This is a genomic window from Actinoplanes sp. CA-015351 (assembly GCF_050955685.1).
GTDB lineage: Bacteria > Actinomycetota > Actinomycetes > Mycobacteriales > Micromonosporaceae > Actinoplanes.
Map to the genome: position 1 here is coordinate 8,032,476 of NZ_CP192102.1, position 25,621 is coordinate 8,058,096.

Here is a 25,621-nt window from a genome sequence, read left to right on the forward strand (position 1 = left end):
TTGGACTTAGAAGTCCATGTCACCGCCGCCCGGGGCACCGGCCGGAGCCGGGTTCTTCTCGGGCTTGTCGGCCACGACGGCCTCGGTGGTGAGGAACAGCGCGGCGATCGACGCGGCGTTCTGCAGCGCCGAACGGGTGACCTTGGCCGGGTCGATGATGCCCGCGGCCAGGAGGTCCACGTACTCGCCGTTCGCAGCGTTCAGGCCCCAGCCGGGCTCGAGGTTGCGAACCTTCTCCACCACGACGCCACCCTCAAGGCCGGCGTTCACGGCGATCTGACGCAGCGGGGCGTCGAGCGCGACCTTGACGATGTTGGCACCAGTGGCCTCGTCGCCGGACAGGTCCAGCTTGTCGAACGCGCTCTTGCCGGCCTGAACCAGCGCCACGCCACCACCGGGGACGATGCCCTCCTCGACGGCCGCCTTCGCGTTGCGAACGGCGTCCTCGATGCGGTGCTTGCGCTCCTTGAGCTCGACCTCGGTGGCCGCGCCGACCTTGATGACCGCAACGCCGCCGGCCAGCTTGGCCAGACGCTCCTGCAGCTTCTCACGGTCGTAGTCGGAGTCCGAGCGCTCGATCTCGGCGCGGATCTGGTTGACCCGGCCCTGGATCTGCTCGCCGTTACCGGCACCGTCGACCACGGTGGTCTCGTCCTTGGTGATGACGATCTTGCGGGCCTGGCCCAGCAGGGTCAGGTCAGCGGCGTCCAGCTTGAGGCCGACCTCTTCGCTGATGACGGCGCCACCGGTGAGGATGGCGATGTCCTCCAGCATGGCCTTGCGGCGGTCACCGAAGCCCGGGGCCTTGACGGCGACGGACTTGAAGGTGCCACGGACCTTGTTGACGACCAGGGTGGCCAGGGCCTCGCCCTCGACGTCCTCGGCGATGATGACCAGCGGCTTGCCGGACTGCATGACCTTCTCGAGGACGGGCAGCAGGTCCTTGACCGCGGAGATCTTGCTGTTCGCGATGAGGATGTACGGGTCGTCGAAGACGGCCTCCATCCGCTCCGCGTCGGTCATGAAGTAGGCCGAGATGTAGCCCTTGTCGAAGCGCATACCCTCGGTGAGCTCGAGCTCGAGGCCGAAGGTGTTGCTCTCCTCGACGGTGATGACGCCTTCCTTGCCGACCTTGTCCATGGCCTCGGCGATGATCTCGCCAACCGTGGAGTCACCGGCGGAGATGGAGGCGGTGGAGGCGATCTGCTCCTTGGTCTCCACGTCCTTGGCCAGCTGCTGCAGGCCCTCGGAGACGCTGGCGACAGCAGCCTCGATGCCACGCTTCAGGGCCATCGGGTTCGCGCCTGCGGCGACGTTACGCAGGCCCTCACGGACCAGCGCCTGCGCCAGGACGGTCGCGGTCGTCGTGCCGTCACCGGCGACGTCGTCCGTCTTCTTGGCGACCTCCTTGACCAGCTCGGCGCCGATCTTCTCGAAGGTGTCCTCGAGCTCGATCTCCTTGGCGATGGATACACCATCGTTGGTGATCGTGGGGGCGCCCCACTTCTTCTCGAGGACGACGTTGCGGCCCTTGGGGCCGAGCGTCACCTTGACGGCGTCGGCAAGCTGGTTCATGCCGCGCTCGAGGCCCCGACGAGCCTCCTCGTCGAATGCGATGATCTTGGCCATACGGCGTTGTCCTCCCGGACATCCGCGGTGCCGGGCCTCGTCGGCCCCGCTTTCCGCACGTTGAGGAACGTCTGTGGACGTCACCACCTGGCGATGTGACGTCCTCAGGCCGAGCCGGATAGCCCGCGACGACCGGTTTCGTGTCGAAGCACCGATGGCAGCGCTGCGACCGGAACCCCACCGTCCCGACCTGCTGGCACTCACAAGTAGCGAGTGCCAATGACTTGTTTAGCACTCTGGGGTACCGAGTGCAAGAAACACCATCTTCCCGCGAAACCCCTGACCCCGGCCGTGTATTCACATAAGGATCTTGAAAGTGCAGGTCAGGGTTGCTCCCGCGCACGGCGGACGGTATGGAGGACGTCATGGAGAACTGGACCGTACGCCGGGTCACACCAGAGGACACGGGACGGATGCGGGCGCTGCGACTGGAGATGCTCGCGGACAGCCCGCTCGCTTTTCTGGAAACCCTGGCCCAGGCGGCGGCTCGCCCGCACGAGAGCTACCGGCACCGGACCCGGCAGTCGTCGTCCGGTCCGGACACCGCTCAGTTCGTCGCTGACCCGGTCGACGGTCCCCTGATCGGGCACGCCGGCGGGACCGTGCTGCCGGACGATCCGCACTGCACTGTCGTGTTCGCGGTCTACCTGACTCCGGCGTACCGGGGTGGCAAGGTGCTGGCTCAGCTCGTTGACGCGGTCGCCGACTGGTCGCTGGCGTCCGGGCGGGACGAGCTGATGCTGGAGGTGGTGGTCGGCAACGATCGGGCCGTCCGGGCATACGAAAAGCTGGGTTTCACCGACACGGGGGTGCGGCTGCCGCATCCGACGGTGCCCACGCTCACCGAGCTGCAGATGCGCCGGCGGATCTGATGCGCCCGCGGGCTCGCACTGTCCTCACCGCCGTGAACGGCACCACGGGCGCGGGCCTGCTGCTCGCGTTTGCGACCAGGACGAAGATCAGGCGGGGCCCGGACGGGATTTTCATCGCCGAGAACTACCGCTTCAAAAAACCGCCGGCGTCCTGTTTCACCATCGGCTCGGTGATCATCACAAAGCGGTCAGCGGAGTGGCTGCTCGACCCGCGCCGCGAGAAACTGTTGCGCCACGAGTGCCGGCACGCCAGCCAGTACGCCGCGCTCGGCCCGTTCTTCTGGCCTGCGTACTGGATCGCCTGCATCTGGTCGATCATGCTCACCCGCTCATTCGGGGTTCGCAATTATTTCGAGAAGGCGGCCGGGCTCGTCGATGGGAACTATCCCGACTTCGAACCCCTGCGGCCATGGCTGCAGCGGCTGCTGCGAAGGCAGCTCTGAGAAGTTTTGGTCGGGAGGACGGACGCACAGCGCCTCCGGCTCGAAAGCCACGTGGGTCAGCGCTGGATCGTTGGGTCCCTCGGAGATTGTCGCCAATGTCCAGGTGAGGAGCCTCGTACGGCGTCGCGTCCTCCCGCAGTGAGCATCCTGCCGATCCGGAGATCAGATCGCAAGTCCTCGCAGGAGGGAATCTTCGACAGCGGGCAGAGAACCAACTACTGAGAGTTATCCCAGCAGGCCGGCCTCCCGGGCGCCCTTCAGCGACGGCTTGATCGTGTGAGTCGGTCCAACCTGGCCGGCGACAGCGTCCAGAGTCTTCAGACCCTCGCCGGTGTTGTAGACGACAGTCTCTTTCTCCGGGTCCAGCTTGCCGCTCTCGACCAGCTTCTTCAGCACGGCAACCGTGGTGCCACCGGCGGTCTCGGCGAAGATGCCGGTGGTCTCGGCGAGCAGCCGGATGCCGGCACGGATCTCCTCGTCGTCGGCGTAATCCATCCAGCCGCCGGTCCGGTTGACCGCCTCGATCGCGTACGCCCCAGCGGCCGGGTCACCGATGTTCAGCGATTTCGCGATGCCGGTCGGCTTCACCGGGATGATCTCGTCGGTGCCCTTGTGCAGGGCCGTGGCGATCGGGTTGCACCCGGCCGACTGTGCGCCGAACACGGCCCAGCCGCCCTCCGGCGCCTCGACCAGTCCGATCTCGACCAGCTCGGTGAACGCCTTGTCCACCTTGGTGAGCAGCTCACCCGACGCCATCGGGATCACCACCTGGGCCGGGATGCGCCAGCCCAGCTGCTCGGCGACCTCGTACCCAAGGGTCTTGGATCCTTCGGCGTAGAAAGGCCGGACGTTCACGTTGACGAACGCGGTGTCCTCGAACTCGTCGGTCTCGACCAGCTCGCTGCAGAGCCGGTTCACGTCGTCGTAGGAGCCCTCGATCGCGACCAGCTCACCGCCGTAGACAGCGGTGGTGATGATCTTGCCCTGCTCCAGGTCGGAGGGGATGAAAACGATGCTCGGCACACCGGCACGGGCCGCGTGCGCGGCGACCGAGTTCGCCAGGTTGCCGGTTGAGGCGCAGGAGAAGCGGTTGAAGCCCAGCTCCTTGGCCGCGGTCAGGGCCACCGAGACGACCCGGTCCTTGAACGAGTGGGTCGGGTTCTGCGAGTCGTCCTTCACCCAGAGCGGCGCTTTCAAGCCGATCGCGGCGGCCAGCGCCGGGGCGCTCACCAGCGGGGTCAGACCGGGGTCGAGCGTCACCCGGGTGGCCGGGTCCTGGCCGGCCGGGAGCAGCCCCGCGTAACGCCAGATGTTCTGCGGGCCGGCTTCGATCTCGGCCCGGGTGACCCGCGCAAGCGCCGCCTGGTCGTAGGCGACCTCGAGCGGGCCGAAACACTCGTAACAGGCGTGCTGCGCGGCGAGCGGGTATTCCGCGCCGCAGGCACGGCAAACCAGGCCGCGAGCAGGGGAAGTGGTGGTAGCGCTGGGTGCACTGACGGCAGACGTCATCGAGGCTTTCCTCTCATCTTTCCCCGCGGCGACCTGCCGGAACGGGGACGGAATTAGCACCTGCCGCAGCGCTGGCCTCGCCATCGAGACACGCGCGGTGGTTGCCGGGGCTTCATCGGGCCGTTCCCTCTGCCCCTCTGGATGAGGTATTCAGTTGTTTCTCGAAGCTTACGACGAGATTCCGCCATCACCACCACGAGTTCCCGAGGTGTGAGCGACTACTCCCCCGAAAATCCAGATCAACTTCAGGTCGCAGCTGGGTGGTGGGTACCGACCGCTGCTCACGCCGAGGGCCCGGCGCGACTCGCTGGCCGCTCCGCGTCCAACCCGCTCCCCCCACCAGGCGACCTGCGAAAATGGCTCCCGCTCACCCCACGGCGTGTTGATTTAGGGCGCGATTCGAACCCGAAGTTCACACGAGCGGCCGTTCCGCGACGTGCGTGTGGACATAGGGTGCGGATCGCGCCCTAAATCAACACACTGAACCCGAAGTCGACAGGCCGCGTCCCCGTGTTGACTTCGGGTTCCCAGCGCACCTCAAGTCGACACGCATCGGTGGCGGGGCGGAGCAGAGCTGCGGTTCGCCAGGGTGCCGGCCACCCTTTGGCCGCTCCGCGTGTCGTGCTCGCGGGCGTCCCGGCAAATCTTGGTAACGAGCGGTGTCTGGAGGCACCGCCATGCTCCACACATCGGCCGCCCGTCGGCCCTTGCCGTAGCAGCGAGTAACTCCGCAGCCGGAAATATCCAAGATCGCGGAGTGACCGGTGCCCACCTCTCCCGGGGCCGACAGACCGGACGAAACGGGCCGGGCCGAACCGAGCTGGGCCGGGCCGAGCCGGCCCGGCGTGGTGAATCCACGCCGTCGCCTGACCCTCAGGAAGTGATGTCCTTGCGGGTGAAGCGATAAAACGCGATCCCCCAGAAAATCGTGGCATAAACGACAGCCGAGATCGCGCCCTTGGCCAGGTCCTCGGCTTGGATCGGGGTGGAGAGCAACCCCCGCCACGCGTCCGTGTAGTGCGTCGGCAGGAAGTCCCGGATGCCGCCGAGCGCGGTGATCTGGTCCAGGATGCTGGAGAGGATCCACAGCATCACGGCTCCACCCACGGCACCCAGCGCCGCGTCGGTCAGCACCGACATGAGGAACGCCAGGCCGGCCACGACCAGCATGGTCACCAGCAGGTAGGCCAGGATCCCGAGCAGTCGCAGCAGCCCCTCGGCAGGCGAGATCTCCGCCGCGATGGTGCTGCCCAGCGGCCCCCAGCCGTACCGCAGCGTGCCCATCAGCAGCGCCGAGCCGAGCAGGGTCAGGAACGCCAGTACTGAATACCCCGCCGCGACGATCAGCTTGACGCCGAGCAGCCGGGCGCGCGGCACCGGGACGGCCAGCAGGTATCGCAGGCTGCCCCAGCTCGCCTCCGAGGCCACCGTGTCGCCGAAGAACAGCGCCACCACCACGACCAGAAGGAATCCGGCCGAGACGGCGAGGCAGAAGAGCGCGAAGTTGAGGCCGCCCGAAGTGCCCAGGTCGGCGATGCTGCTGAACGCGCCACCGCCGTCGGCGTCCTCGTCGCCCGGACCGCCGGTGTCGAACTCGAACGCGATCAGGATGATCAAAGGCAGAAGAACCATGAAACCAAGAGCCAATTGGGTACGCCGGCGCGAGGCCTGACGGCGTACCTCGGCCCAGATCGGCAGCGTGCGAGACGCCCGATACCCGGTAGCGGCAGAAGCGCTCATCGGTCCCCACTTCCCCGCGAGTTGTCGCCCACCAGGGCCAGGAACGCGTCTTCGAGCCGGCGCCGGGGCACCAGCCGGTCCACCCCGATGCCGGCCGTGACCAGCGAGGCGACCAGCTCGGACCGGGCCGTTCCATTCATGTCGACGATCAGGCCGGACGTGCCCTCCGGTGTCACCGAGCGCACGCCCAGCTCTTCCAGGACCCGGGTGGCGGCCGGCACGTCGGAGACGTCCAGCTGCACCGACGGCGAGTCGCCGACGATGTCGTCGACCGGGCCGGACGCGACGATCCGGCCCTTGTTCACCACCACGGCGTGCGTGCAGGTCTGTTCCACCTCGGCGAGCAGGTGGCTGGAGACCAGCACGGCCCGGCCGTCGGTGGCGTACCGCTGCAGGACGCGGCGCATCTCGGCGATCTGCGGCGGATCCAGACCGTCCGTCGGTTCGTCGAGTACGAGCAGCTCAGGCAGGCCGAGCATGGCCTGTGCGATAGCGAGACGCTGCCGCATGCCGTGGCTGTAGTTCTTGGTCCGGCGATGCACCGAGTCGCCCAGGCCGGCGATCTCCAGCGCCTCGTCGAACTGCGCGTCCTCCCACGGGCGGCCGGTGGCCTGCCAGTACGCCTTGAGGTTCTGGTACCCGGTCAGGTGCGGCAGGAAGCCCGGGCCCTCGACGAGCGCGCCCACCCGGGACAGGATCGGCGCGCCCGGTACGAGACGGTGCCCGAACACGTAGATCTCGCCGGCGGTCGGTGTGGTCAGGCCCATCAGGACCCGCAGGGTGGTGGTCTTGCCGGCGCCGTTCGGACCGAGCAGGCCGACGACCTGACCCCGTTCGACAGTGAAGCCGATCTCCTGCACCGCGACGAACCCATCCCCGTACGCCTTGCGCAGTCCGTCGACCACGAGGGGCGTTTCCGCGTACCCATCAATCACCGAGGTCTCGCGACGCCGATGCCGGCGGCGAATCACCAGAATGACCACCGTCAGGCCCAGAAGGATCGTGGCGATCACGCCGGCCAGGGCGTACCACCAGAGCGTGCCCGGATCCGCGATCGGCGTGCCGGCCAGCGTGGGAAGCGTGAGCGACGGCTCCACCGCGACGATGTAGGTCGCTGGCTGGGCCGACGTGAGAAACGCCTGGTCGGAGGTGGCGACGGCGATCCGCACGGTGTGACCGGCCTCGATCCGCCGCACGATGGCCGGCAGCGTGACGGTGACCGGCGCGGCGGTGGCGATGTCGGCGGGCAGGCCGGTGAGCCGGACCGGGGCGACGAGACCGGCGCTGAGCGTGGACGCGCCGTTCTGGTCGACGTCGTAGAGCTTCACGAACAGCGTCGCCTCGCCGGTCGGTGACGCCGCCCGCAACTGAAGCGCCGGCGAGCCACCGACATCCACCCCGGCGGTCAGCGGCTCCGAGGTGAAGGTCGCCACCTGACCGGGAATGTCCATCGCGACGCCGCCGCTCAGCACCGAACTGAGCCGCCCACCGAGGCCGGGCAGCGAGCTCAGCGCGCCGGGATTGCCGTTCGGCGGATTGGCGATCGGCTGCGCCGATCCCGTGAGCGAGATCTGGGTGCGACCGGTTCCGCCCATTCCCGGGTACGCCTCCGCGGAGTACCCATTGGTCACCAGCCCTCGATCGAGGGCGCTGAAACCGGCCACCCGTGACCACGTGAAGTCATCGCCGGGCGCCTCACCCTCGCCGTTGAGGTAATGATCGAGCCACTGAACCGTGAGGTATTTGACGCGATCCGAATCGGACGTCGGCCCCTCGCCTCCGTCGTGTCCACCGGTGAACCAGGCGACCCGGACCGGAGTGCCTGTCGCGCCGATGCCCTTGGCGTTGGCGTCCGCTTCGGAGAGCGGGAACAGCGTGTCGACAGCGCCCTGCACCAGCAACGTCGGCGCCTTGATCTTGTCGAGCACGGTGGCCGGGCTGGACTTGCGCAGCAGCTCGGTGGTGGTGGCGTCCGGGATGCCGGTCGTGGCCATCTGCAGGTACGCGGCACAGACCTCGGCGGAGAACCGCCCGCAGGCCGGATCCTGCGCGGTCGCCGGTGCGCCCGCGCCCGCCCCACCGTTACCGCCGGCGTCGCCGGTGTCGCCGCCCAGCTGGCTGCTCAGCGCACTCTCCGCACCGGCCGCGCCGTTGCCGAAGAAGAGGCCGGCCCAGGACTTCTTGAAGACGCCTGTCGCGTCGGTGCCGGCCGACTGCGGCAGGAACGATGTGTTCAGGTCGTTCCAGGTGATCGACGGGACGATCGCGTCGACCCGCTGGTCCTGGCCGGCGAGCAGCAACGCGAGCGCGCCGCCGTACGAGCCGCCGACCACGCCGACCTTCGGATCGCCGGCCGCGTCGGTGCTCACCTCAGGACGGGTGGCGAGCCAGTCGAGCAGACCCTGGGCGTCCTTGACCTCGTAATCCGGGCTGTCCAGGTGGATCTCGCCGCCACTGCGGCCGAAACCGCGGGCGGTCCAGGTCAGTACGGCGTAACCACGGGAGGCCAGGCTTTCCGCGTCCGAGCTGACCGAGTTCTTGGTGCCGCCGAACCCGTGCGCGAGCAGCACCGCCGGGACCTTGCCGGACCGGTCCGCCGGCAGGTAGAAGCGGGCGTCCAGGTCGACCGGCTCGTTGCCGGCCGGGCCGGAGCTCACGGTCAACCGCAGATCTTCGGAGGTCCAGTCGCTGCGATCGGATCGAACGGTCCAGACGGCCGCGGCGGCGAGCAGCACGACCACGACCGAGGCGGTGATCGCCCGGCGCCGGGTGAGCCGGGGCAGCTTTCGCAACCCGGCGGACAGGGCAGACATGGCGCACACGCTAGCCGGAACCGCCTGAGCAACGCCTGTGAACTGGTCAGCAGCCCATTCCGGCTTTGTAACGCCGTTCGACACTGGTGGCGAGGCCGCCGATGAGCGCGGTCACGTCGTCGCCGGTGATCTTCACGAGCAGGGCGTTCTCCCCGTCGACGGTCTCCCAGCCGGCACCGGCCGGACCGTAGATCACTTTGCCGTCGGGGTACTTCTCCTGTGCCTCGGGGAGCTGCGCACCGATCATCAGTCCGGTGTCGGTGACCGCGCCCGGCGTGGTCAGCTCGATCTGGGCCAGCTTGCCGCCGACGAATCGGAGCCGTGGCGCGTTCATCAGCTTCGAACCCCAGCCGATCACGCAGCCGGTCTCGTCGACCTTCACGGCCCGGGCCATCTTCGCGTCGACCAGCTCCTGCTGGCTCTGACCCACCCGGTACGGCCCGTACCCGCTCGCGCTGAGCATCAGCAGCGTCCCGGCGCTCGCGGAGTGCCCGCCCGGCTCGCTGCGCAGCGGTTTCGGCGATCCGATGTCGGTAGGCGGCATGTCCACCGACCCGCTCGGCGCCGGCGTCGGCGAGACAGCCGGTCCGGCCTCGTTGCCGCCACTGTCGGTGCACCCGGCGAGGCTCGCCACGACGAACGCGGCGATCAGTACGAACCTCACCAGACGACCTCCCGAGCCTGCGGCGGATAGCGTGGACGTCCTAGAGCCCCAAACGATCAATCGGAGGCATCCGCAGTGGCTGATGATCTCACGCTGACCGTGACACTACGGCCGGCAGCCCTGGACGCGCGCCGAGGCATCGTCCGCCTTCACCCCGAGGTGATGGCCGCGCTCGCGCTGCGCCCTGGCGATCCGGTACGCCTCACCGGTGCCCGCACCACGGCCGGCATCGTGGCGAGAGCCGAGACGACGGCGAGCCGGGCGCTGATCTACGCGGACGATCTGATCCTGGGCAACCTGGGTGTCCGCGACGGGGGCCAGGTCACTGTCGAGCCCGCGCCGGTGGTCGAGGCGCGCCGCGTGACACTCACCGGCCCGCCCGAGATCGTCGCGGTGGTCTCACCGGAGATGCTGCGCCTCGCCCTGCTCGGCAAGGTGGTCAGTACCGGCGACGATGTCTCGCTGCTGCCACAGGACGTGCTGCCCGGCGCCGCTCATCGCGGCTTGGTCGAGGCGGCGCGGCGCAGCCTCGCCAACCGGGTCGGGTACGCGTGGACGAGCACCCTGTTGACCGTGACCGAGCTGGCCGGGCCGGACGCCGCCCTGGTCACCATGGACACCGTGGTCGCCTGGCAGGACGGCCAGGTCACATCCGGGCCGTCCCCCGCCGCGGTCACCGCCGTCGTCGCCGACCCCGAGGTGCCGCAGCCCAGCCTCGACGACCTGCCCGGCCTGCGCGCCCAGGCCAAGGAGCTGGAGGAGCTGCTCGACCTGGGCTTCAACCATGGCGAGGTGCTGGCCCGGCTGGGCACCAAGGTGACGCTCGGCGTACTGATCTCCGGCCCGTCCGGCTCCGGCAAGTCCGCACTGGTTCAGGCGGTCGGCGCGGCTGTCGGCGCGACCGTGCGGCCGATCTGGGCGCCGGAGCTGGCCGCGCTGACCAACAACGCGGCGGCGGCCCGGCTGCGCGAGCTGAGCAAGGAGGTCCGGGCCGGCAAGCCGTCGGTCCTGCTCGTCTCGGACGTGGAGGCGCTGGCGCCCCGCGACGAGCCCGGGCCGATCTCCACGGTCTTCCGCCAGGTGCTCGCCGAGACGGTGGCCGACGGCGTGGCGGTGGTCTGCACGACCAGCCGGCCGGAGTCGGTGGACCCGGCGTTGCGAGCGCCTGACCTCCTCGCGGTTCAACTGACTGTCCCGCTGCCGGACGCCGCGATGCGCCGCGAGCAACTGGGCGCGCTCACTCGCGGGATGCCACTGGCCGAGGACGTGCGCCTGGACGAGGTCGCTGGGCGTACCCCAGGGTTTGTCGCAGCGGACCTGGGCGCGCTCGCGCGCGAGGCCGGGGTACGCGCGGCGCTGCGCCATGTCGGCAACGGAGTTGCCGGATCTCTTCCTGACGACGAGGCCGCGGCCGAGGCGCCCAGCGTGACCATGGCCGACTTCGAGGCGGCGCTCGACGTGGTCCGGCCGACGTCGATGGCCGACTCGACGCTTGAGGTGGCCGAGGTGACGCTTGACGACGTCGGCGACATGGTCGAGGTGAAACAGGTGCTCACCGAGTCGGTGCTGTGGCCGCTCACCTACCCGGACACGTTCGCCCGGCTCGGCGTCTCACCACCGCGAGGCGTCCTTCTGTACGGTCCGCCCGGCTGCGGAAAGACCTATCTCGTGAAGGCGATCGCCGGGACCGGCAAGGCGAACGTGCTCTCGGTGAAGGGCGCCGAGCTGCTCAGCAAGTGGGTGGGTGACAGCGAGCGGGCTGTGCGGGAACTGTTCCGCCGGGCTCGCGAGGCCGCGCCGACCCTCGTCTTCCTCGACGAGGTGGACGCGCTCGCGCCGACCCGTGGGCAGTCCACCGACGGCGGCACCGCGGACCGGGTGGTGGCCGCGCTGCTCACCGAACTGGACGGTGTCGAGGACCTGCGCAACGTCGTGGTGATCGGGGCGACGAACCGGCCGGACCTGATCGATCCGGCGCTGTTGCGGCCCGGCCGGCTGGAACGGCTCGTCTACGTGCCGCCGCCGGACGGCGAGGCGCGCGCCGCGATCCTGCGGGCGTCGTCCAAGGCTGTTCCGCTGGATCCCGCCGTGGACCTGGACGAACTCGGCGCCGACCTGGAGGGTTTCTCGGCAGCCGACTGCGCGGCGCTGATCCGGGAGTCGGCGCTGGCCGCGATGCGGGACTCACTGGAGGCGTCGACGGTCACCGCGGCGAACGTGGCGGCCGCGCGCAAGCGGGTACGAGCGTCGCTCGACCCGGCGCAGGTGGCCTGGCTTTCGGCTTACGCCGAGACACACCAGCCTTAGCGTCTGCGGGTGCGGGCCCGGGCTGACCGCAGGCGCCGGAGGCGGCCGATCAGCACCGGGTCGTGCGCCAGCGCGGCCGGATTGTCGAGCAGGCCGTTGAGCAGCTGGTAATAGCGTGTCGAGGAGAGGTCGAAGGTGTCCCGGATCGCTTGTTCCTTGGCGCCGGCGTGCTTCCACCACTTCGTCTCGAACGCGATGATCTGCTGCTCGCGCTCGGTGAGTTTCGGCTTCTCATCCGAATTTTCGGACGGCTCGGCCTCTCGCGGAGCAGGGATGTGCTGCTGCTCCTCGACCGGCTGGTCTCCGGTCGGTTCGGCGGCGGGCTGCATGGCACTCCAGAAGCATCGGCGAGCACAGATGTACGAAGGGGATCACCAGCATAAACGCAGCCGGCGATCCCCGCGTACGTTACATCACGTGATGTCGCGCTTACGGATTGTCCACATCGCTGTCGCCGTAACCAGTACGAAGAGGGCCGCCAGCACCGCACCGGACATCTGCCACGTGATAGTGAAAACCGGCTGCTCACAACCGCTCGTGGCGGAGAAGTCACACGGCGCGTTCCAATCCGTGATCTCCACCGACTTGTCCAGCCACGCGACGATCCAATACGGCGCCAGATAGAGATCGGAGAACCGCACCTGCGCCAGGTTGAGAACCGTGCCGAGGCCGAACTGAAGAACGACCACCGCACCGATAGCGACACCGAACGCCGCAGCGGTGTGCCGCCCGATCGAGGCGATCCCGAAGCCCAGCGTCGCGGCGACCAGCACCAGCACCAGGCCACGCAGACTGGTCAGGCCGAACGACTGCCAGACGCCGGAGGTCAGCCGTCCGGTCTCGCCGCGGTACTTGCCGATCGCCCAGAAAGCCGCCGTCCAGAGCACCGTGGTGAACGCGGTCAGCGCGGTGAGCGCACCCAGCAGCGCGGCGAGCTTGGTGACCAGCACCCGGATCCGCTGAGGACGCCAGAGCAGCAGGTTCATCATGCCGCCGGTACGCCACTCGACCCCGACGAAGGACGCCCCGATCGCGAAAGCCGCAAGCGCCAGCAGGACCGCGAGCACGAAGAGCATCGTCGGGAAGAGCTCCCGGAAGTTGAAGATCGCCGGAAGATAGTTCTCGGCGACGTAGTCGCTTTCGGACGGCGTCCAGAGGCTGTCGCAGTTGCCCCCGTACTGCTCGGGCGCCGCCGCACACCGCGTCTTCTCCTCGTTGGCGTACCCGGTGTCCTGCTGGTAAGCGGCAGCCGCGTCGGCCTTCGCCTGCGCCAGAACCGCCGGCGTGTGCTGCTTGCTGACAAATCCGGTACCGCCCACCACCGCGGCCAGAGCCAGCACCAGCAGCACCAGGAAGACGCGGGTCATCCGTCGTTTGGACAGACGACGGGTCTCGGCGCTGTACAGGCTCACTGTCCCCACCCACCCTTGCTCGGACCCGCGCTGACCGCGGACTCGTCGACCTGCCGGCTGTGACCCGCCACCGGCGCGGTGCCGGTGAGCTCCAGGAAGACCTCCTCCAGGTCGGCCGCGACCGGAGTCAGCTCGCTCACGTAGATCTGCTGGTCGGCCAGCAGCTTGGTGATCTGCGCCGGGTTGCTCGCGTTGCCGACGGTGAAGTAGTCCTTCTCCAGGGCGACCTGGGCGCCTGCAGCGCGCAGCATCTGGGCCGCGCCCATCAGGTCGACACCCGGTTCGAGGCGCACCTTGACGCCACCGCTCGTGTGCTGCGCCAGTACCTCGGAGACCGAACCCGACGTGACCCGCTTGCCGGCCGAGATGATCGTGACCGAGTCACAGATCAACTGGATCTCACCGAGGATGTGGCTGGAGAGCAGCACCGTCATCCCGGAATCCGACAGGTCCCGCATCAGCGTGCGCATCTCCCGGATGCCACCCGGGTCCAGGCCGTTCGCCGGCTCGTCCAGGATGAGCAGCTTCGGCTCCTTGAGCAGCGCGGAAGCGACCGCAAGGCGCTGCTTCATACCGAGCGAGTACGTCTTGACCCGCTCCTTCGCCCGGTCCCGCAGACCCACCAGGTCCAGCACCGACACGACCCGGTTGCGATTCACACCCCCGGCGTCGGCGAGCAGCGACAGCGTGGTCTCGGCGGTGAAGTTCCCGAAGAACTGCGGGCTCTCCACAATGGCACCGACCTCGCGGGCCACCTCGGGCAGATACCTCGGCACCTCACGCCCGAGGATCGCCATCCGGCCGCCATTGGGCTTGATCAGGCCGAGGAGCGTACGCAACGTCGTGGTCTTGCCGGAGCCATTGGGCCCGAGAAATCCATGCACCTGGCCGGCTTCCACAACCATGTCGAAGCCGTCCAGCGCATTCCGGACACCTTTACGGCCGCGATAGGTCTTCCGCAGCCCTGATATCTCGAGTACGGCGGTCATGCGCCGCACGATAGGTGAAGATCGCCACCACCGGGATCCCGTAATCCGGTCACCACCCCGAAGCGCCACTCCCAAGCTTCGCGATCTCGGCCTGAACCTCGTCGTCGATCTCCGCCGGATCAACGGCAGCCAGCACCGCCCGCAGCCGCGCACCCTGGTCCGGATGAACGGCCCAGTGCTCCGCGGGCACCCGGAGAACCGCGGTCAGAAGATCACCCGGATAGAAGTCCCCCTCGGCGAGCGGATCGGCCTCCAACACCCCCAGCGCCTCCGGCACGAGCACCGCCAGACCCACCTGCCGGCTGATCAGCAGCCGCAGGCTCTCAGTGCCGAGCTCACCGATCGGCCTGCTGCGCAGAGCGTGCACGGTCGCCACGAGGCGAGTGGAGTCAGCGGGCGGCTCCGACTGATGTACGGCACGTTCCTTCCGGATGACGCGAGCTGGCTTCCAGTGCTGACCCCGCTGGTCAATTCGCGAAGTCGACAACGGTGTGTAGTTGCGCCATCGGACCGACCTGAAACTCACAAGATCAGAACGCACGTGGCAGTTGGCGCGGCAGCATGTCGACAGAGGGGTCCAGTGTGTCGATTAAGGTCCAGCGTGTTGATTTAGGGTCCAATCCGCACCCACTGCCGACACGCACGCGGCCAAACGGCTGCTGCGTGTTGACTTCAGGTTCGAAACGCACCCTAAATCAACACGCATCGCTCTGCGTGTCGTGCCCGCGGGCATCGCGGCCGATCGTGGAAACCGGCGGAGCCTGGAGGCACCACCATGTTCCACACATCGGCTACCGGCCGGCCTCGCCCTGACAGCGCGTGACACTCCGCAACCAGAAATCTCCAAGATTGCGGAATTGGCCCGCTCGTCGCCCCGGCGGGACCCTGAGCGCCGCCTTCCCGGGCGACGACCTAATCAGCCGGCAATCAGCGAACCCATTCGCTACCTTGCGCGATCTAGGCGAGGGAAGGTCACACGGCGGGCAGAGGTTGCCTAGATCTGCCGGCTCGGGCACCGGAACCACGCCTGTCGTCAGGCGGTGATCACCTCTACTCCTGCTTCACGGAAGGAGGACACCACTGCGGGTGAAGCTCCGGAATCGGTCACCAAGGTCTCCACCTTGGAGATGGGGCAGATCCGGGCGAACGCGTGGCCGCCCAGCTTCGACGAGTCAGCGATCACCACGACCTTCTTGGCCCGAGCGACCATCAGGCTGTTCATCGCGGCCTCGCCCTCATGATGCGACGCCGCGCCCAGCTCCACGTCGAGCGCGTCGACGCCGAGCAGGACGATGTCGATCGTGACCTCCTTGAGGAGGGCGCCGCCCAGAGGGCCCACCACCTCGAAGGACTGCGGGCGGACCACGCCGCCGGCCACGACGATCTTCATGCGGGAGCGGACCAGCAGCTCGTTGGCGATGTTGAGCGCGTTGGTCACGACGGTGAGCTGGGCGCCCTCGCCGACCGCGTTCAGATCGGGGCGGACCGCCAGCGCGCGGGCCACCTCGGTGATCGTGGTGCCGCCGTTGAGGCCGACCACGGTGCCGGGGGTGACCAGTTTCGCGGCGGCCTCACCGATGCGCTGTTTCTCGGCCGAGTGCTTGGCGCTCTTGTATCGCAGGGGCAGGTCGTACGACACTCCGTTGGCGACCGCGCCACCCCGGGTGCGGGTGATCATCTGCTGCTGGGCAAGTTGGTCGAAGTCGCGGCGGATGGTCGCCTGGGACACGTCGAGGGTGTCCGCGGCCTCTTCGACCGTGACCCGGCCACTCTCGGTCAGTAGCTCGAGCAGGGCATTCCACCGCGCGTACCGGTCCACCCGTCACTCCCAGCTGCACGTTTCATGATAAGTGTGTGCACATTATTGCGCGAAAGGCCCGGAAGCAAAGCGACACGGTGCTCGAAGGTCTCGCAGAACTTGCCCCCACGGCAGCGTCATGAGCACAATAACGCGCGAAAGTCCCGGGAACCGAGCGCGAATGCGCAGCTACTACCGGTGTGAGGAACAGCCATGAGCCATGTGAAAGCGGAGATCGCGACTCAGCCGGAGTGCTGGCGGCAGGCAGCGAAGCTAGCCACGGCACCGGGCCTGCCGGCCACCGGGGAGCGGGTCGCCGTCGTCGGTTGCGGCACCTCCTGGTTCATGGCGAAGGCATACGCGGCACTACGCGAGAAGGCCGGACAGGGCGAGACGGACGCCTTCCAGGCTTCCGACTTCCCGCCTGATCGACGGTACGACCGACTCGTCGCGATCACCCGTTCCGGCACCACCACCGAGGTGCTCGACGTGATGCGCGCCTTCGGCGAGACCGCACCGGTCACCGTGCTCACCGCGGACCGTGCCCAGCCGGCCGCCGAGATCGCCACGAACGCCGTGGTGCTGGACTTCGCCGACGAGCGTTCGGTCGTGCAGACCCGGTTCGCCACCAGTGTGCTCGCCCTGCTCCGCGCCTCCCTCGGCGAGGACATGGAGGTCGCCGCGACCGACGCCGAGGTGGCGGTACGCATGCCGCTGCCGGTGCACCCGGCCCTCTTCGACCAGATCACCTTCCTGGGCCGCGGCTGGACCGTCGGCCTCGCCGAGGAAGCCGCGCTCAAGTGCCGGGAGACGGCCGGTTTCTGGACCGAGTCGTACCCGGCAATGGACTACCGGCACGGACCCATCTCGATCGCCGGCCCGCGCCGCGTCGTGTGGGCCTTCGGGGACGTCCCGGACGGCCTCACCGAAGAGGTGGAGGCGACCGGCGCCGCGTTCCTGCACAGCCGCCACCACGGCGGTTACGCCTCCCTCGGCAGCTGGGTCGGCGGACGCGACCCGCTCGACCCGATGGCCGACCTGATCCTGGCCCAGCGCGTCGCCGTGCTGCTCGCGACCACCCAGGGCCTGGACCCGGACAACCCGCGCAACCTCACCCGCTCTGTAGTCCTGAAATGAGCCAAGCCGTCGTCGCCCTCGACGTGGGCGGCACCGGGATGAAGTGCGCCCTGGTCCGGCCGGACGGCACGGTTCACCACGAGGAACGTCACCCCACCCGGGCCGAGCGTGGCCCGGCCGCGGTCACTGAGAACATCCTGGAGATCGCCGAGTCGCTCGCCGGCAAGGCGCGTGCCGACGGTCTCACCCCGGTCGCCGCCGGCATCGCGGTGCCGGGTGTGGTCGACGAGGTCACCGGCGTCGCGGTCTGGTCCTCGAACGTGGGCTTCCGGGACGTACCCCTGAGGGATCTTGCACGGCAGAGGCTGGGCATGCCCGCCGCGCTCGGCCACGACGTTCGGGTGGGTGCCCTCGCTGAGGCGCGCCTCGGCGCCGGGCGCGGGCGCAGGCACGTGCTGTTCGTGGCGATCGGCACGGGTATCGCGGCCGGTCTGGTGGTCGACGGTTCCGGCTATTCCGGAGCGCACGGCGCCGCCGGCGAGCTCGGGCACGTGGTGGTCCGGCCGGGTGGCACGCCGTGCGGCTGCGGCCTGCGCGGCTGCCTGGAGGCGGAGACCTCGGCGAAGTCGATCGGGCGGAAGTACGCGGAACTGTCCGGCGAGCCCGGCGCCACCGCGTTCGACGTGGCGACCCGAGCCGCGGCGGGTGAGGAACTCGCCCGAAAGGTGTGGCAGGACGCGGTCGAGGCGCTCGCCGACGGTCTGCTGACCGCGCAGGCGCTCTACGACGTCGGGGTGATCGTGCTCGGCGGCGGGCTGGCCGAGGCCGGCGACGACCTGCTCCAGCCGGTGCGTGCCGCGCTCGCCCAGCGGGTCACCTTCCACCGCCCGCCGGAGATCGTCCGGGCCGAACTGGGCGACACCGCCGGCTGCCTGGGCGCGGCGCTGCTCGCCCTTGACACCCTTGAAGAGGCACAGTGAACGGCCGGATCGTCACTCCGAACGGCATCATTAGCGGACATATAGCCATAAAAGGCGAAATCATTGAAGCTGTCACCTCGGATGACGCCGCGGGCACTGACATCATCGTGCCCGGTTTCATCGACCTGCACTGTCACGGCGGCGGAGGGCACACCTTCACCACCGGTGAACCGGAAGCGGCTCGGCAGGCTGCGGCCTTCCACCTGCGGCACGGCACCACGACGATGCTGGCGAGCCTGGTCAGCTCACCGTTCGAGCTGATGCGGGACGCCGTCGAGGCGTACCAGCCGCTGGTCGCCGAGGGCGTGATCGCCGGCATCCACTTCGAGGGCCCGTACCTCTCCCATGCGCGCTGCGGTGCGCAGAATCCCGCATACCTGCGAGACCCCGTACCGGTCGAGCTCACCGAGCTGGTCAAGGCCGGTCCAGACACGGTACGCATGATGACCATCGCCCCCGAGCTCCCCGGAGCCCTGGAGGCAATCACGTTCCTCCGCGATCACGGTGTGCTGGCGGCGATCGGGCACACCGACGCCTCGTACGATCAGACCCAGGCCGGAATGGCAGCGGGCGCGACCGTGGGCACCCACCTCTTCAACGGAATGCGCCCGCCGCACCACCGCGAACCCGGACCGGTCGTCGGTCTTCTCTCCTCGATCGCGGCGGTCGAGCTGATCGCCGACAACATCCACCTGCACCCGGGCATGCTGGCCTTCGCCGCCCGCAGCACCGGCCCGGACCGCGCCATCCTGATCACCGACGCGATGGACGCCACCGGCATGCCGGACGGCCGATACGAGCTGGGCGGCCAGGAGGTCGTGGTCGCCGACCGGGTGGCCCGGCTGGCACACAACGGCTCGATCGCCGGCAGCACCCTGACCATGGACGTCGCGCTGCGCAACGCTGTCGCGGCCGGCCTGTCCCTGACCGAGGCAGCAACGATGGCCGCGACCACCCCGGCCCGCCTGCTCGGCCTCACCGACCGAGGCGCAATCACCCCGGGCCTGAGAGCCGACCTGGTGATCCTCGACGCCGACCTGAACCTGAAACAGGTAATCCACGCCGGCGTCCCGCTACAGGCCGGCGGGGCGTTCCCAGCCTCGTAACGGGGGCAGCGGGATCGTGTCCCAGGGGATTCGGGTGAGGAGGCGGGCCAGAACCAGACCCAGCAGCACCCCCGCGACCGAGTCGGTAACCCAGTGGAAGCCCAGGTAAACCGTGGTGCAGAAGACGATCACCACGGGGGCCACCCGGATCGCCAGCCACTCGGTACGCGTCAACTGCCGGTGCAGCAGGGCCGTCAGCAGCAGGGCCATCACGGTGTACCAGACCAGCACGTTGCCCATGTGCCCGGACGGATAGCTCATCCCGTATTTGCCGATGGCCGCCGGGTTGAAGAGTTCGGTCTTGTCCGGGCCGGTGAAGGCGGGCGCGGCCCGGTCGAAGAGCAGTTTCGCCGGACCGATCGTGACGTAGGTCAGCACGAACGCCACCACGAACGGCAGCACCGCGCGCACCGACCTGGTCCGGTACAGCAGCAGGCCGGTCAGGATCAGTGAGATCGGGGTGAGCACCTGCCCGCCCTGACCGAGATAGTTCAGCACTCGCGCGGGCCAGTAGACGGCCGCCGGCTGGTGCGCGAACGCCCAGTCGGCCACCCGCTGGTCGAACGCCAGCAGGTGGCCGGAGGCGAGCGCCACGGTCAAGCCCACGAAGGCCACCACGGCCAGCAGGTCCGGCCACCAGCTGGACACCCGCCTGCGAAGTACAACTGTCACACCACAAAACTAGAGGTACGTGCGCAACCTGGCCGCCAGCAGGTCTCCCCGGACACCGGAGTTGGGACACCCGCCGAAGTGATGCAGCGCCACGACCTTGTTGGTCCGCCGCGACAGCACCGGCGAACCGGACGAACCCCCAGCCGTGTCGCAAAAATACGAAACATCCGAATGCGCGGTGTACCCCGTGTAATCCGGGTTCTCGACCGCGCAGTTGCTGGCCTTGTCACCCTTGGCCCCGGCGATCTTGGTGGGTTCGCCGGCCGGGTGCTGAGGCACGTAGAGCTCCTGCCCGCGTACCGGCCTGGTGGTGTCGAAGGTGAGGTATCCGAACTTCTCCACCGTCGCGAACCCGTCGACCGAGAAGAGCGTGTAATCAAGCGTCTTATCAGTGGCGAGCACCTTGTCGCCCCAGACCTTTGTCGGCTTGAAGACGTCGTACCCGCCGCACTTGGCGCACTGGTAGTTGAACCACACCTCGGTGTCGTAGGCCTCGCCCGTCGACGTGAGGCAGTGGTTGTTGGTGATCATCCGGTTCTGCGGACCGACCCGCCAGCCGGTGCAGAGTTCGGTCCCGTTGATCAGGAGCCGGGCGATCGCCTTCGACTTCGTGTAGGCGACCGGGTCAGCCGACTGGTAACAGACCGCGTCGCTGGAGGTGTCCGCCCCGCAGACCGACTCCTCCCGGCCAGGTCCGGCCTTCTGCCGTTTGGAAGCTTTCTCGGTACGGTCGAAACCCTTGGCCACCCGGTCCACCCGCACCCCGAGATCGCCGAGCAGGTCGCCGAGTCCGAGCGGGTTCACCGCCCGGTGCATCCGGACCACCGCGGTCTCCCCGGTGATCGACATGGCCCACCGGCTGGATTCAGGCTCCTTCGGCGCGTCGTACCGATAGCTCTCGGTGCCCGAAGGGTTCGAGACGGTCAGATAGTCCCCGGGCAGCATCGCCATCCGGTCGAAGTGCACCTTCACGTACGACGCGCCGGGGTAGTGGAACTTCTGCACCTTCGGCCCGCTCAGGTACTCCAGCACCTTGCGTACCGGCACCAGCTCGCCGATTCGCTCCCGGCCACCGGTGGCTGTCGCGGACTCGATGGGCCGTTCCCGCGTACCCGGGGATGGTGGCGTGGCGGAGGCCGGGGCGGAAGCCGCGGCAGAAGGCTTGACCGGCGCTGACCTCGCGCTCTTGACCGGGGTCTTTGTCACTGTCGCGCGCTCCGCGCGCGCCGATTCCTCGATGGTCGCGGCAGGCGCCTTCGCTTGCGCTGCCACTTGGGTACGCGCTAACGGCGGCGATTCGTGCCAGGTGCCGACCGGGCGATCGCCGGCCTGTGTCACCACTACCGCAGTGGCCGTGCCGGCCAGCGCGAAGGCGGCACACGTGCCGATGACGATGCCAGTCTTGCGTCGCATGCCACTCCCGTACGTCGTCGGCCGTTTCGCACCTGTGTAACGAGCCACGTACGTACGCGACGCGCCGGGCGAACGGGCACACTGGGGCGGTGCGCATCACCTCTGCCCTCATCGACCCCGCGCTCCTGGACCTGCCGTGGCACATTCCCCTGGAGGATTGGCCCGCAGATCACCTGGTCGCACTCCCGCAGGGCATTTCGCGGCACATCGTCCGGTTCGTCAAGCTGAACGACACCGTCTACGCGATGAAGGAGACCCGCGAGCGGATCGCCGAGAAGGAGTACGACCTCCTCCGCGCGCTCGAACGGATCGACTTCCCCGCGGTGCAGGCCGTCGCCATCGCGACCGACCGGCAGACCAAGGAGGGCGAACCCCTCGAGACCGTGCTGGTCACCCGGCATCTGCAGTTCTCGTTGCCGTACCGCGCCCTGTTCTCCCGGGTGCTGCGGCCGGAGACGATGAACCGGCTGCTGGACGCCCTGGCCGCGCTGATCGTGCGGATGCACCTGACCGGCTTCTCCTGGGGTGACTGCTCGCTGTCGAACACGCTGTTCCGGCGGGACGCGGGCTCCTTCGCGGCGTACCTGGTGGACGCCGAGACCGGCAATCTGTACCCGAAGCTCTCCGAGGGCCAGCGCAGCGAGGACATCGAGATCCTCCGGCTGAACATCTTCGGCGAGTGCCTCGACCTGCAGGCCGCCGAGCTGCTGCACGAGTCGATCGACCCGATGTCCGTGGTCGACGACATCGTGGCGCGGTACGAGCGGCTGTGGCACGAGGTCACGTACGAGCAGGAAGTGGCGAAGGACGCCCGGCACCACATCGAGCGCCGGATCCGCCGCCTCAACGAGATGGGCTTCGACGTCGCCGAGGTGTCGATGTCCACGATGGATGGCGGTTACCGGGTGCGGCCGAAGGTGGTCGACGCCGGGTACCACACCCGCCGCCTCATGCGGCTCACCGGACTCGATGCCGAGGAGAATCAGGCCCGCCAGCTGCTCAACGACCTCGACACGTACCGGGCGGAGAGCCACCTCACCGACGAGCAGCAGGCCGCCCACCGCTGGCTCACCGAGGTCTTCGAGCCGGTGGTCCGTGCCGTCCCGGCGAACCTGCGCCAGAAACTGGAGCCGCAGGAGATCTTCTCGCAGATCATTCAGCACAAGTGGCTGCTCTCCGAGCGGGCCGGCCGGGACGTCGGGATGGGCCCAGCCGTGGGGTCGTACTTGACCGAGGTCCTGGTCAACAAGCCGGACGAGCAGGCCGTGCTGGGTGTGGACGCGGATGATCTGAGCGCTGTCGAGGCGGGGTTGCTCTAGCCGCGTTGCTCTAGCCGCGCTTTCTTCCAGGGCCGGCCAGCTCGCTCAGCCCTCGCAGACCGCCTCGCCGGGCGACCACCAGGATCCGGTCGCCCTCGGCCAGCACCCGGCGGCGGTCCGGCACCCAGTCGACCCACTCGCCGCCGTTCGCGGACATCCCGAGCACCCGTGACTCGCCCGGGTGCTCGGCGTGTTCCAGCGGTGCACCGTCCAACTCCGAGCCGGCGGCGACGGTGACCGTGGCGACAAGCACGGCGTGCCTGTCGACCGGGATGGTGGTGTGCACGTCGCGTTCCAGCAACGCGGCCGCGAAGACCGGCGCGCACAGCCGGGACACGCTGCGCGAGGTGTTGATCTGGAAGGCGGACTCCATCCGCTGGGCGAAGTCGTCGTCGAAGAGCCGCAGCACCACCCGCAGGTCCTCGTGGTTGCTGCGGGCGCGCAGGGCCGCTTCCAGGTTGACCGGGTCATTGGTGGAGAGCACCACCAGCGCCTGACAGGTGTCGATCGAGGCGGCCCGCAGCGTCTCCTCGGACGCCGCGTCGCCGGTTATCACCGGGATGCCACGCTGCCGGGCCGGCTTCACCCCCGGTGCGTTCGGGTTCCGGTCGATCGCGACCACGCGTACGCCGAGGTCGTGCAGCTGGCGCATCACCTGGGTGCCGACCGTGCCGAGCCCGACAAGCACCACGTGGTCGGCAAGCTCGCTGGTGAGGCGGCCCTGGGTGAGCGCCAGACGCGCGTTGACCATGCCGTCCACCACTGCCGCCGTGATCAGCGGGATCAGTGCGAGGCCGGCCAGGGTCAGCACGAGCTGCGCGGCCTGGGCGATCGCGTTGCGTTCCTCTTCCACATCGGACGAGCCGACAGCGGTCAACAGGGTGATGTAGATCTGCTCCCAGGGGCTGTGCGGATTGTTGTCGTATCCGTTCAGGACCGCGCCGGCAACAAGCGTGGTGCCAATCGTGATCATGACGGCGATGCCCAGTTTGCGGCTCAGCGCGGCGCGTATCGCCCGGGCGAACGTGAGCAGCCGACGCGGTCGGCGACCGGCCCGGGAGAGCAGCCGCCGGGTCACGTCCTCGCCGGGAGGACGACCGACCGCCTCGGCCAGCACCAGGTCGGTCGGCAGCATCTCGCCGGGTGACGGCTCGGCCGGCAGCACGCTCACCTCACCCTCGGCGTCGGTGACGGTCAGCGTCAGGACGGTACGCCGAGCCGGTACGTCGGCCCGCTGTGCGACGTACAGCGTCCGGTTGGCCCGCCGGAAATGGGTGGGCGCGACCTCGCCGAGCGCCGCCGCGACGAAGGCCGGCGCCGCCATCTCGGCATCGGAGAGAACCGCGCAGTCCGGGAAGAGCCGGTCGACACTCTTGGACAGGCCACGGCTCGACATCCGGACCACCACCCGCAGCGTCGCCTCGACCTCACGGGCACAGAGCGCGGCGTGTAGGTTCGTCATGTCGTCCGGCATGACCAGCGCAAGAGCGGTGGCGCCGGCGAGCCCGGCTTCCTCGAACGCCTTCTCGTCCAGCCGATCGGCTTTCTGCCACTCGACGCCTCGGTCGGCCAGTCCGGCCAGATCGGGTACGTCGGCACGTACCCGATGGGGAGTGATCACTGTGATCCGGATCCGGTCCCGTGAGTTCGCCAGCTCCTCGGCAAGCGTGTAGACCAGGGCATCCGCGCCGCAGAGCACCAGGTGGAGTCGGCTGTCCTGATCGGACTCGGGCTGGTTTGCCGGTAGAACACTCACGTCCGCAGATCGTAGTCAGCCGGAACCCCTGGCCGGGGCCGCTCGTTGCCCCATCCGAACCATTCGTCCGACTTGGTGGGTATTAGCCCGGTGGGTGTGGCGTCTGCCCATCGTCCGAAGCGGCTTGGAGATGATCAGTGCGGAAGTTGTGGTGTGCCGGAGCGATCGCCAGTGGAATCCTGCTCTTCGGGGCGGCGCCTGCCCTGGCCGACGAGAGCCCACTGTCCGCGGCCCTGCAGGAGACCGGCGATCTGCGGGAGTTCGCGCCGCTCGCCACCGACCCGCTCAGTGGACAGCCGCTGATCAACTATTCGGCGGGGGGCTTCGGGCGTACCGATGCTGGGCGTACCGATGCTGGGCGTACCGATGCTGGGCGTACCGATGCTGGGCGTACCGAAAAGAAGGCCTCGCCTCTCCTGCCCGCAGCCGACGTGGTGAGCGGGACCCTTCCGTCCGGAGCCGGTGTTGCTGCCGCCGCAGGCGGCAAGGCGGCGAGCCGGACACCTGGAACGCTCGGCAGGCTGCCCAACCCGGGGCCGGCCGCCCTGGATGCCAAGGACGCCGCGTTCTCCAACCTGCCGTTCGAGACGTTGATCAGCGGTGGGACGCGGAGTTTCACGGCACTCGGGCCGGACGGGATCGGCACTGATGGCGCCCCGCGGGCGGAGGCGGCTCGCAAGCCTGCCGAGCTCCCGGTGGTCGGTGGTGTCCAGCGCAGGCTCGATGATCTTGGGAACGATGTGGCCGGGCTGCCGCTCGGTGGTTCGCCGGTGCAGCTCCAGTCCGGCCGGGCCGTGCCGTCATCCCCGGCTTCGATCGCGCCGTCGTCCGCTTCTCCCAGTGTCGACGCTTCTCCCAGTGCCGCTGTTTCCCCCAGTGCCGCTGTTTCCCCCAGTGCCGCTGTTTCCCCCAGTGCCGCTGCTTCTCCCAGCATCGCCGCGCGGGACAAGGTCGATGACCCGCGCCTGCTCGAAGAGCCCACCGAAGGCCTCAACTAATTCTTTGATCCCAGCGAGAGCGCGCGCCGCCAGCGTCCAGCGGCGCGCGCTCTCGCGCAGCTTCAGGCATTCCGCAGGCACTTTTCGGGCACTTTTCGGGCACTTCTCGAGCGCTTCTCGGGCA

Annotated in this window: 21 protein-coding genes and 1 riboswitch; of the genes, 8 read left to right on the top strand and 13 right to left on the bottom strand. The window is 68.7% G+C overall.

Features of this window, described 5'->3' with window-relative positions:
• Positions 1-6: 6 nt before the first annotated feature.
• Positions 7-1,629: a chaperonin GroEL gene (groL, locus tag ACQP2E_RS36555; protein ID WP_433827508.1), complete on the bottom strand. Its 1,623-nt coding sequence runs from the start codon at positions 1,627-1,629 to the stop codon at positions 7-9.
• A 365-nt stretch (positions 1,630-1,994) separates the two neighbouring features.
• On the opposite strand from groL, the gene ACQP2E_RS36560 reads away from it, so the two are divergent.
• Positions 1,995-2,501, top strand: a complete 507-nt coding sequence (locus tag ACQP2E_RS36560; protein ID WP_433827509.1) for a GNAT family N-acetyltransferase — start codon at positions 1,995-1,997, stop codon at positions 2,499-2,501.
• Positions 2,502-2,533: 32 nt separating this feature from the next.
• The gene (locus ACQP2E_RS36565; protein WP_433827510.1) at positions 2,534-2,944 is read left to right on the top strand and encodes a hypothetical protein; all 411 of its coding nucleotides are present in this window, start codon (positions 2,534-2,536) and stop codon (positions 2,942-2,944) included.
• A gap of 225 nt (positions 2,945-3,169) precedes the next feature.
• On the opposite strand, the gene thrC is transcribed toward ACQP2E_RS36565, so the two are convergent.
• The 4 genes from thrC to ACQP2E_RS36585 form a co-directional block, all read right to left on the bottom strand.
• Positions 3,170-4,453, bottom strand: coding sequence for a threonine synthase (gene thrC, locus ACQP2E_RS36570; protein WP_433827511.1), 1,284 nt, complete (start codon positions 4,451-4,453; stop codon positions 3,170-3,172).
• 10 nt (positions 4,454-4,463) lie between these two features.
• Positions 4,464-4,601: riboswitch (SAM riboswitch) on the bottom strand.
• A 725-nt stretch (positions 4,602-5,326) separates the two neighbouring features.
• Positions 5,327-6,193, bottom strand: coding sequence for an ABC transporter permease (locus ACQP2E_RS36575; protein WP_433827512.1), 867 nt, complete (start codon positions 6,191-6,193; stop codon positions 5,327-5,329).
• Positions 6,190-9,006 (bottom strand): alpha/beta fold hydrolase, encoded by a 2,817-nt coding sequence (locus tag ACQP2E_RS36580; RefSeq protein ID WP_433827513.1) that lies wholly within the window; start codon positions 9,004-9,006, stop codon positions 6,190-6,192. Before ACQP2E_RS36580 ends, ACQP2E_RS36575 begins: the two co-directional genes overlap by 4 nt.
• 46 nt (positions 9,007-9,052) lie before the next feature.
• On the bottom strand, positions 9,053-9,670 hold the full coding sequence (locus ACQP2E_RS36585) for a hypothetical protein (protein ID WP_433827514.1): 618 nt from the start codon (positions 9,668-9,670) through the stop codon (positions 9,053-9,055).
• Between the two features lie 75 nt (positions 9,671-9,745).
• On the opposite strand from ACQP2E_RS36585, the gene ACQP2E_RS36590 reads away from it, so the two are divergent.
• Positions 9,746-11,977, top strand: a complete 2,232-nt coding sequence (locus tag ACQP2E_RS36590; protein ID WP_433827515.1) for an AAA family ATPase — start codon at positions 9,746-9,748, stop codon at positions 11,975-11,977.
• Here ACQP2E_RS36590 and ACQP2E_RS36595 read toward each other — a convergent pair.
• From ACQP2E_RS36595 to ACQP2E_RS36615, 5 genes are all read right to left on the bottom strand, one after another.
• Entirely contained in the window at positions 11,974-12,306 is a 333-nt protein-coding gene (locus ACQP2E_RS36595) for a DUF3263 domain-containing protein (RefSeq protein ID WP_433827516.1), read from the bottom strand. The genes ACQP2E_RS36590 and ACQP2E_RS36595 overlap by 4 nt on opposite strands.
• 84 nt (positions 12,307-12,390) lie before the next feature.
• Entirely contained in the window at positions 12,391-13,389 is a 999-nt protein-coding gene (locus tag ACQP2E_RS36600; protein ID WP_433827517.1) for an ABC transporter permease subunit, read from the bottom strand.
• On the bottom strand, positions 13,386-14,378 hold the full coding sequence (locus ACQP2E_RS36605; RefSeq protein WP_433827518.1) for an ATP-binding cassette domain-containing protein: 993 nt from the start codon (positions 14,376-14,378) through the stop codon (positions 13,386-13,388). The genes ACQP2E_RS36600 and ACQP2E_RS36605 overlap by 4 nt, the downstream gene beginning before the upstream one ends.
• A 49-nt stretch (positions 14,379-14,427) precedes the next feature.
• On the bottom strand, positions 14,428-14,754 hold the full coding sequence (locus ACQP2E_RS36610; RefSeq protein ID WP_433827519.1) for a contact-dependent growth inhibition system immunity protein: 327 nt from the start codon (positions 14,752-14,754) through the stop codon (positions 14,428-14,430).
• Between the two features lie 657 nt (positions 14,755-15,411).
• Positions 15,412-16,197 (bottom strand): DeoR/GlpR family DNA-binding transcription regulator, encoded by a 786-nt coding sequence (locus ACQP2E_RS36615; protein WP_433827520.1) that lies wholly within the window; start codon positions 16,195-16,197, stop codon positions 15,412-15,414.
• A 192-nt stretch (positions 16,198-16,389) separates the two neighbouring features.
• On the opposite strand from ACQP2E_RS36615, the gene ACQP2E_RS36620 reads away from it, so the two are divergent.
• Genes ACQP2E_RS36620 through nagA form a run of 3 tightly spaced genes read left to right on the top strand, consistent with a single transcriptional unit; the run spans position 16,390 to position 19,339 of the window.
• A complete protein-coding gene (locus tag ACQP2E_RS36620) occupies positions 16,390-17,313 on the top strand; it encodes an SIS domain-containing protein (protein ID WP_433827521.1) in 924 nt (307 codons plus the stop codon).
• Complete coding sequence (locus ACQP2E_RS36625; protein ID WP_433827522.1) at positions 17,310-18,233, top strand: ROK family protein; 924 nt, start codon at positions 17,310-17,312, stop codon at positions 18,231-18,233. Before ACQP2E_RS36620 ends, ACQP2E_RS36625 begins: the two co-directional genes overlap by 4 nt.
• A complete protein-coding gene (gene nagA, locus ACQP2E_RS36630; RefSeq protein WP_433827523.1) occupies positions 18,230-19,339 on the top strand; it encodes an N-acetylglucosamine-6-phosphate deacetylase in 1,110 nt (369 codons plus the stop codon). The genes ACQP2E_RS36625 and nagA overlap by 4 nt, the downstream gene beginning before the upstream one ends.
• Here the strand turns inward: nagA and ACQP2E_RS36635 are convergent.
• Positions 19,307-20,011: a phosphatase PAP2 family protein gene (locus ACQP2E_RS36635; protein ID WP_433827524.1), complete on the bottom strand. Its 705-nt coding sequence runs from the start codon at positions 20,009-20,011 to the stop codon at positions 19,307-19,309. The two genes, nagA and ACQP2E_RS36635, sit on opposite strands and share 33 nt — an antisense overlap.
• 9 nt (positions 20,012-20,020) lie before the next feature.
• Positions 20,021-21,424, bottom strand: a complete 1,404-nt coding sequence (locus ACQP2E_RS36640) for a trypsin-like serine peptidase (RefSeq protein WP_433827525.1) — start codon at positions 21,422-21,424, stop codon at positions 20,021-20,023.
• Between the two features lie 89 nt (positions 21,425-21,513).
• Between ACQP2E_RS36640 and ACQP2E_RS36645 the strand changes: the two genes are divergently transcribed.
• A complete protein-coding gene (locus ACQP2E_RS36645; RefSeq protein ID WP_433827526.1) occupies positions 21,514-22,743 on the top strand; it encodes a DUF4032 domain-containing protein in 1,230 nt (409 codons plus the stop codon).
• 10 nt (positions 22,744-22,753) lie between these two features.
• On the opposite strand, the gene ACQP2E_RS36650 is transcribed toward ACQP2E_RS36645, so the two are convergent.
• On the bottom strand, positions 22,754-24,499 hold the full coding sequence (locus ACQP2E_RS36650) for an NAD-binding protein (RefSeq protein WP_433827527.1): 1,746 nt from the start codon (positions 24,497-24,499) through the stop codon (positions 22,754-22,756).
• Positions 24,500-24,636: 137 nt separating this feature from the next.
• Between ACQP2E_RS36650 and ACQP2E_RS36655 the strand changes: the two genes are divergently transcribed.
• Positions 24,637-25,497, top strand: a complete 861-nt coding sequence (locus tag ACQP2E_RS36655; RefSeq protein WP_433827528.1) for a hypothetical protein — start codon at positions 24,637-24,639, stop codon at positions 25,495-25,497.
• Positions 25,498-25,621: the final 124 nt, after the last annotated feature.

What these genes read in the sequence shown, in the direction of transcription:
- groL (WP_433827508.1), bottom strand. Translation starts at nt 1,629, where the DNA reads ATGGCCAAGATCATCGCATTCGACGAGGAGGCTCGTCGGGGCCTCGAG.
- ACQP2E_RS36560 (WP_433827509.1), top strand. Translation starts at nt 1,995, where the DNA reads ATGGAGAACTGGACCGTACGCCGGGTCACACCAGAGGACACGGGACGG.
- thrC (WP_433827511.1), bottom strand. Translation starts at nt 4,453, where the DNA reads ATGACGTCTGCCGTCAGTGCACCCAGCGCTACCACCACTTCCCCTGCT.
- ACQP2E_RS36575 (WP_433827512.1), bottom strand. Translation starts at nt 6,193, where the DNA reads ATGAGCGCTTCTGCCGCTACCGGGTATCGGGCGTCTCGCACGCTGCCG.
- ACQP2E_RS36580 (WP_433827513.1), bottom strand. Translation starts at nt 9,006, where the DNA reads ATGTCTGCCCTGTCCGCCGGGTTGCGAAAGCTGCCCCGGCTCACCCGG.
- ACQP2E_RS36595 (WP_433827516.1), bottom strand. Translation starts at nt 12,306, where the DNA reads ATGCAGCCCGCCGCCGAACCGACCGGAGACCAGCCGGTCGAGGAGCAG.
- ACQP2E_RS36605 (WP_433827518.1), bottom strand. Translation starts at nt 14,378, where the DNA reads ATGACCGCCGTACTCGAGATATCAGGGCTGCGGAAGACCTATCGCGGC.
- ACQP2E_RS36620 (WP_433827521.1), top strand. Translation starts at nt 16,390, where the DNA reads ATGAGCCATGTGAAAGCGGAGATCGCGACTCAGCCGGAGTGCTGGCGG.
- ACQP2E_RS36625 (WP_433827522.1), top strand. Translation starts at nt 17,310, where the DNA reads ATGAGCCAAGCCGTCGTCGCCCTCGACGTGGGCGGCACCGGGATGAAG.
- ACQP2E_RS36640 (WP_433827525.1), bottom strand. Translation starts at nt 21,424, where the DNA reads ATGCGACGCAAGACTGGCATCGTCATCGGCACGTGTGCCGCCTTCGCG.